The following is a 5,600-nucleotide window of genomic DNA, read 5'->3' as shown; positions in this document are numbered from 1 at the left end:
CGTCAGCCCGAGGAAGCAGCGGCTCTATCCGCTCCCACGCCCCATCCGTCAACTCACCACGACCCGTCACAAGATCGATTATCAGACACGACCTAAGCCGGTGCTGATCTTCTTGATCCGCCCTTCCGGCAGGTTCGGGTCTACGGTGAACTTTCCGACCTCAGAGGGCGGTACGTGACCTGATGTCCGGTTCGGTGTCGGGGGCGGTTCAGTCCCTTCCGGTCCCGGTCGTAGCGGACGATCATCTGCCAGACCGGCCACTCCGTGCGGGGGCCGCGGTCGATGGCGAGGACCTCGTACGCGCCGGCGGTGTCGGCGTGGCCGTGGCGGCCGCCGACGACGTAGGGCCCGATCTGCATGTTGATCCATTCCTCAACTCACCTTTATGGATGAGCACCTGCGCCATGCCCGAAGCACCGTCTCTGAGCAGGGGGAGGGCCGTCGTCGACTGTCGTCATCTGTCGTCGTGGGCCACCCTCGGGCGGCCCACAGACGGCCCGGCCTGTGCCACTCTCTCCGGCGTACTCGTGCCTGGCTCCCCTATGGCTGAGAATGCCTCGTGAGCCGCGTCGTGGCGGAGCGACAGGGGCGTATGAACACAGACGGCCGGGCGGCCGTGGAAGCGGGAAAGCATTGGGGCGCTGTGAGCGGGCCCGTATGGGTCTCTGTGTATACATGCAAGGGCAAAATGCGCGAATATGACTGAAGAGGCTGTTTTGGTATTCGCCAGGGAGCCACAGATGGACGTCTCGGACGCACTTCTTCTAAGGGCTGGCCCGTCGGCTCTTTTGACGCTGGACGGTGCCGTCCGCAGCCTCAACGCGGCGATGGCCACGGCGCTGGGCGGGCCGGTGGAGCAGTGCCTGGGACGTGATTTCGGTGATCTGTGGCCCGCAAGCCAGCGGATATCGGCCGAGACTCTCGTGGTCCACGCCGCCAGGACGAAGACGGTCGCGATGCGGGTGCTGGACTTCCCCGGGCGAGGCGGAGCATGCATTGTCTGCTTGCTCGAGGCGCGGCTGGTGAAGGATCCCGCCGGTGACGAGCAGCTGGTCTGGGTGCACGCCCTGGATGCGCGCAACGACATGGCCAGCCTGCTGATCCCGTTCCGGGTGGCCATCGAGGCCGCCGACCTCGGCCTGTGGATGTATTCACCCCAGGGGGACTGGCTGGAGTGGCTCGGTGGCAAACTCGTCCTGGCCGCGCTCTACCCAGATCACACTGCGCCGCTTTCCAGAGTGATCTCGGCAGTGCGCCCTGACGACCGAGAGGCATTCCGGCAGCTCCTGCGCTCGGCCCCCGCCCGGTCCCCCTGGATGAGGTTGCGGTACCTCACCGATCACGATGGCTGGCACCAGCTGGCCGCTCAGACTCGTCGGATCCAGTTGGGGTTTGACGGCCCCGAGCGGAGCTTCGTGGTGGTCCGCGACGACACCAAGCAGGCGAAGCACAGGGAGGAAGTGCAGGCCGCACTGACTGCCGAGCGACAGCGTGCTAAGGACATCGCCGACTTCTCCTCCGCCTTGATCACTGCAGCCACGGAGCAGGAGATGCAGCAGGTCGTCCTGACCCGGCTGGCCGCGACCTTTGGCGCCAACGGTGCCCTGCTCGCACTCGTCGACGACGGTCGCCTGCGCGTCTTCACCGATGCCAGGATAACCATGGGGGAGGCCGAGGCCCTGCACGGCATGTCGCTGGACCATCCGAGCGCGCTGCCCGAGGCGATCCGCACCGGCAAGCCGCAGTTCATCCCCGACCGGAAGGACTACATCCGCCGCTGGCCGCACGGGGTCGGACTTCTGCGGCTCGCCCGGCTCGGCGACTACGCCGTCGCGATGACCCCCCTCAGTGAGGCCGGCAATCAACCGCTCGGGGCGTGGCATGTGTACTACGACAGCGGATACCGGCCGTCCCTGGAGGAGCGGACCCTCATGGGCACGCTGGCCGACCTGGCAGGCCAGGCACTGCGGCGCATCCGGCTGCAGCAGGCACGCGTCGAGCTGGCCACGGCGCTGCAGCAGACCATGCTCCCCACGCTGCCCGAGCACCTCCCGGGGCTGGAGGTCGCCGCCCGCTACCGACCCAGCCGAGACGGGCTGGACATCGGCGGAGACTGGTACGACGCCTTCGTCACGCCCGACGGCGCGATCGCACTGGAGATCGGCGACGTGCAAGGGCATGACGTGGACGCCGCCGCCTTCATGGGACTGGTGCGCTTGTCCATGCGCGCGATCGCCGCCCAGGAACCGGATCCGGGAACCGTGCTGATGCGCACCAACGAGCTGCTGACCACGATGGAACCCGAGCGCTTCGCCAGCTGCACCATCCTGCATCTCGACCCGCATAACGGACGGGTCACCGGCACCAGCGCCGGCCACGTGCCAGTGCTGTGCGCACACAGGGACGGCAGCTACGAGATCTGCGAGCTGCCGGGCGGGCCGGTCCTGGGAGTCGTGCCCGACACCGAGTACCGCGAGGAGACCTTCACCCTGGACGAGGACAGCACGCTGGTCATGGTCACCGACGGCGTGGTCGAAGGACCGGACCTCACGCTGGAAGCCGGACTGGAACGAGCCGGAACACTGGCCGCCCGAGCCGTCCACGACGGACTGAACGCCGAGGCGACCGCCGACCGCATCCTCGACGCGGCGGTCGCGGTCGACCACCTCGACGACGTGGCCGTGCTGGTCATCCGACGCACAGGACGGCGCCCGCGTCCTCAGCCAACCCCGGGCAGTGCGAGGACAGCCGGAAAGAACCGGCCGCGGACGAGACCCGTAACCGGCATCGGCTGAACGGCGGCCGGGGGCTGGAGCTGTGTCGGACGGTGCGCGCCCGGAGGCTGTCCCTGCGGACCGTGGCACGGCCGACGAGGCCATTGAGGTTCGGCTGCGAAGAACTGGACCGGGCCGGGCACCGGAAAAGGGTCAAGGGATGCCCGGCCGCACACCTGCCGCTGCGGTGTCCCGCCAGGTGAGTGCGGGTCTCGGTCGGATGCGTACGTCTCAGGTTTGGTGAGGGGGCGGGGTGTGGGCCACGGCCCGCAGGAAGGTCTGGGTGAAGAACTCGACGGCCTCCTCGGTCGTGGGCAAGTAGGTCCCGGTCAGGTGGGCGGCGGGGCGCATGAGGAAGTGGGTGATCAGGGGGCCGGTCATCTGCTGCAGGAGGAGCAGTGGAGGGAGTTTGCGGATGCGTCCGGCGGTGGCTTCGTCGGAGAGCCATTGTTCGACGCCGTTGAGCATGCGGGGCAGGGCGTGCTGGTAGATGGATCGGGCGGCCGGGTCGTGGGGTCGGGAGAGGGCATCGGCGAGCATGGCGGGCAGGATGCGTGGTTCGCGGGTGAGGGCGCTGGTCATCAGGCGGTAGATCTGGCGGACCGTGTGCGAGAGGTCCTGATGCGGGTCGGCGAGGACGGCTTCGACGTCGAGCACCGGGCTGTATCGCTCGTAGACGGCGTGCAGCAGTTCATCCCGTCCGCCGAACGCCGCGTACAAGCTGTGCACGGAGCACTGCGCACTGTCAGCCACCCGTTCCAGGGTGACCGCTGCGAGTCCGTGCTTGCTGATGAGGGCGCCCGCGGCCTCCATGGCGCGCTCGCGGACCGGCTTCTTCCCCCCGGGGTCCACTCCGGTCTCTCGTACCGCCTCGTCCAGGGCGTGACGGGTGCCCCCGAGGCGGCGCATCAGAGTGCTGCGGGAGATGCCCGCTTCCCCGGCGATGGCGATGACGGGGACGTCGGCGACCGGGACGCCCCTGGCAAGTGATGCGCGAAGGGCCGCCTGGACCAAGTCCTCGGGCACGTTCCGTATTGGATATCCACTCTCGGTTGACACAAGGATAAGCTTACCCTGTAATCAGGTGTCAGTCCGCTGCGAATCCCGTTGGCCGTGCCGCCTTCGGCACACCGAATCCCCACCATCCGGCCCGTCCACCTCGGCGCAGGCCGGAACGGAGAGCGCATCACCATGTCCGACCAGCCCATACCCACCCCGGAACCAGAGCCGCGCAGCCTGGCACACCACGGAAACTCGTGGCCGTCCTGCTCGGCCTGACAGTCGTGGTCCTTCTGATGCTCTGCGCGTTCGCCTTACCGAGCGTCAACGGCGGACCCCACCACGTCCCCGTCGGCGTGACCGGGCCGCAGGCCGCCGCTCAGGCACTGGAGAAGGAACTCGAAGGACCGGAGTGGGACGTCACCGTCTACGACGACGCCGGAGCACTCGCCTCCGCGGTCAAGGAGCGGGAGATCACCGGCGGCATCGCCCTCACCTCCGGCAAAGTCGACATCTACACGGCCACCGCCGGAGCCCCGATGGCCAGCACCGCCCTGACCGCCCTCGGAAACGCCGCCGCCGCCCAGCGGCAGGCACAGGCCAGCGTCCACGACCTCGCACCCTTCCCCCCAGGACGATCCCCGAGGGGCCGGCTTCGCCGCCGCCGGCCTGCCGATGATCTTCGGCGGGATCATCCCCGCCTTCGCCCTCACCCGCCTCTTTCCCGGCCGGACCGGACTGCGCACCCGCCTGGCCGGCGTCGTCCTCTTCTCCCTGCTCGCCGGGGCCGCGGTCACCGCGTTCCTCCAGTACGGAACCGGATCGCTGTCGGGCGACTACTGGTTCACCGCCCTCGGCCTGAGCCTGGGCATGGCCGCCCTGTCCATGACCTTCATCGGCCTGGAAGCAGCGACCGGCCTCGCCGGCCTTGGGGCCGGAGCAGGCGTCATGATGCTCCTGGGCAACCCGCTGTCCGGCCTCGGCACCGGCCCGTACTGGCTCCACTCAGGGTGGGCGACCGTCGGCCAGCTTCTGCCGCCCGGCGCCTCCGGCAGCCTGCTGCGCGCCAACGCCTTCTTCGACGGCACCGGCTCGGCAGCCCCCGCCCTGATCCTCACCGCCTGGGTCGTCCTCGGCCTCGCACTCCTCCTCCTCGTCCTCGTCGCCGCCCGCCGGAAACGAAGACCACCCAGCCCGCCACAGCAGCCGCAAAGCAAGAAACCGCCGCGGCTTGAACCGGCCCTGACACCGGACCCCGGTATTCGCCACGAGGCCACCGCCTGCCGAGGTCCGGGAAACCTTCTGAAGATCGCCCTGCGAGGTCCGGGCAGCCCCGCAGTGCCTTCGAACGCCCCTTCAAAATCCTGGGGTAGCGGACCAGGCCGAACCCGGCCTAGTGTCCGCCGAGCCGTCCATCCACACCGAAATCAAGATCGGACGGGCTGGGGCTCGACCGGTGTCGAGGCAGGAGAGTCAGCTGCGTTTGCGGCGTCGTTCCGCGGAGGAGGGGACGAGGGTGCGCAGGCGGTCGCGGACGGCGGTGAGGCCGTCCGCGACCGCGTCGAGTGACCTTAGGGCCTTTCGTTTGGATCAGGCCGGGCTCGCGAGCCCTGGCACCATGCCTCGCCACGTTGTCGTCAGTCGCCGACGCTCCGCGTCGGCTCCCTCCTCCGCCTTGCGATCCACGGCACCAGCCCCCGCTCCCTGATCCGGCCTGATCCAAACGAGAGGCGGTGTACTGACCCGTGAGGTTGGGGACGCGGCTGGCGGGTGGTTGGCCCTTGAGTGCGGTGTGTCCGCGGTGGTGATTGTAGTTGTGGAGCCAGG

Annotated in this window: 4 protein-coding genes; 2 read left to right on the top strand and 2 right to left on the bottom strand. The window is 68.8% G+C overall.

Annotated features, from left to right (window positions below; translation table 11 throughout):
- Positions 1 to 140: 140 nt before the first annotated feature.
- Complete coding sequence (locus ACIRQP_RS41955) at positions 141 to 359, bottom strand: hypothetical protein (protein WP_403900683.1); 219 nt, start codon at positions 357 to 359, stop codon at positions 141 to 143.
- Positions 360 to 740: 381 nt separating this feature from the next.
- Between ACIRQP_RS41955 and ACIRQP_RS41950 the strand changes: the two genes are divergently transcribed.
- Positions 741 to 2,795, top strand: coding sequence for a SpoIIE family protein phosphatase (locus ACIRQP_RS41950; protein ID WP_403900681.1), 2,055 nt, complete (start codon positions 741 to 743; stop codon positions 2,793 to 2,795).
- Between the two features lie 210 nt (positions 2,796 to 3,005).
- Here ACIRQP_RS41950 and ACIRQP_RS41945 read toward each other — a convergent pair whose 3' ends face one another.
- Positions 3,006 to 3,800, bottom strand: a complete 795-nt coding sequence (locus ACIRQP_RS41945; protein ID WP_403900679.1) for a TetR/AcrR family transcriptional regulator — start codon at positions 3,798 to 3,800, stop codon at positions 3,006 to 3,008.
- 648 nt (positions 3,801 to 4,448) lie between these two features.
- Here ACIRQP_RS41945 and ACIRQP_RS41940 point away from each other — a divergent pair.
- Complete coding sequence (locus ACIRQP_RS41940) at positions 4,449 to 5,342, top strand: hypothetical protein (protein WP_403900685.1); 894 nt, start codon at positions 4,449 to 4,451, stop codon at positions 5,340 to 5,342.
- Positions 5,343 to 5,600: the final 258 nt, after the last annotated feature.

The sequence above is a fragment of the Streptomyces sp. NPDC102274 genome (assembly GCF_044766385.1).
GTDB lineage: Bacteria > Actinomycetota > Actinomycetes > Streptomycetales > Streptomycetaceae > Streptomyces.
This window is presented reverse-complemented; position numbering and strand designations above follow the sequence as displayed.

Excerpts from the sequence above, each read along its gene's own strand:
- ACIRQP_RS41940 (WP_403900685.1), top strand. The coding sequence starts at position 4,449 with ATGATCTTCGGCGGGATCATCCCCGCCTTCGCCCTCACCCGCCTCTTT.
- ACIRQP_RS41955 (WP_403900683.1), bottom strand. The coding sequence starts at position 359 with ATGCAGATCGGGCCCTACGTCGTCGGCGGCCGCCACGGCCACGCCGAC.
- ACIRQP_RS41950 (WP_403900681.1), top strand. The coding sequence starts at position 741 with ATGGACGTCTCGGACGCACTTCTTCTAAGGGCTGGCCCGTCGGCTCTT.